Genomic DNA, 1,268 nt, shown 5'->3' on the forward strand with positions numbered 1-1,268 from the left:
GGCCCAGGCCGTGTAAAAAATCGCGCAGTTTTGGCGCTGATTTGGTCGCTCAGAAGGCCGACCTCACGCCCGCATCGCCTCCAGCAATCCGCCCACGCCGACGATCGTCATTACGCGCTTCATATTGTAGGCGAGGATGTTGAGCGCCATCTCGGTGGCCACCTTTGGCAGTTTTCTCATGAGAAAGTGTGTTGCTCCCATCCAACACTTTATCGTGCCGAACGGATGCTCCACTGTCTGACGGCGGACACCCATTGCGTTGGGGTTGTGGTCGAGCCGATTCTGAACTTTCTCCAGAACAGCTTCGTGCTCCCATCGTGAGATGCGGCGCTCGGGGCCTGTAGTGCACTGCGCTCTTTGCGCGCAGGTTTTGCAGGCGCTTGTCCAATAGCGGCGCAGTGTCTTTCCGTCCTCTACGTTCGTATAGTGATAAGTGAGCCGCTGGCCGGCGGGACAGCGATAGACATCGTCGGCAGCAACATAAACGAAGTCCTGTTTACCGAAGCGGCCAGCAGCTTTGGCGCCCGAAGTCATCGGCTTCGGCAATGTCACCCTGATGTCGGCTTCCTCACAGGCCTTGATCTCCTCTCCATCGTAGTAGCCGCGGTCTGCCACGGCTTCGAGCGTTTCGACAGCCATCTCGTCGCGCGCCTGACGAGCCATGTTGGCTAGTTGGTGGCGATCGGTGCCCACGTTGGTCACCTCGTGAGCCACGATGAGATGATGCTGCGTATCAACGGCAATCTGAACGTTGTAGCCAACGATCCCAGTGTCCTTGCCGCTTGTCGCCATCGAGCGCGCGTCAGGATCGGTCAGCGAGATCTGCCTGTCCTCGCTCTTCATCATCTCAGCGTTGATCTCATTGAGCCGGACGGTCTCCTGCTTGAGCTTCTCGATTTTACCCTTCAATCGCTCAACCTTCGCCTCTGGCACCGCGTCGCCGTGCCGATCGGCGGTCTCGAGCTGCAAGAGATAGCGGGCGATGCTCTCGTCGATCCGCTCAAGGCGCCGCTTCATCTTCGCCTCGGTGAAGTTCTTGTCCCGCGCATTGACGGCCTTGAACTTCGATCCGTCGATGGCGACGCTCGCTGCTACAAGTAAATCAAGCTTGCGGCACAGCGCGACAAACTCGCGGCAGACCTCACGAATGGCCTTGCCATTGTCCTTGCGGAAATCGGCGATGGTCTTGAAGTCCGGTGCCAACTGCCCGGTCAGCCAGATCATCTCGATATTGCGTTGACATTCCCGCTCCAGGCGTCGGCTCGACG

1 protein-coding gene is annotated in these 1,268 nt (G+C 58.7%); it reads right to left on the reverse strand.

Annotated features, from left to right (window positions below):
• Positions 1 to 63: 63 nt before the first annotated feature.
• Positions 64 to 1,268 (reverse strand): IS1182 family transposase (locus FNJ47_RS46125; RefSeq protein ID WP_163163429.1); only part of this gene is annotated, 1,205 nt, incomplete at its 5' end.

Origin of the sequence: Bradyrhizobium uaiense (assembly GCF_010811875.1) — a bacterium.
Classification (GTDB): Bacteria; Pseudomonadota; Alphaproteobacteria; order Rhizobiales; family Xanthobacteraceae; genus Bradyrhizobium; species Bradyrhizobium uaiense.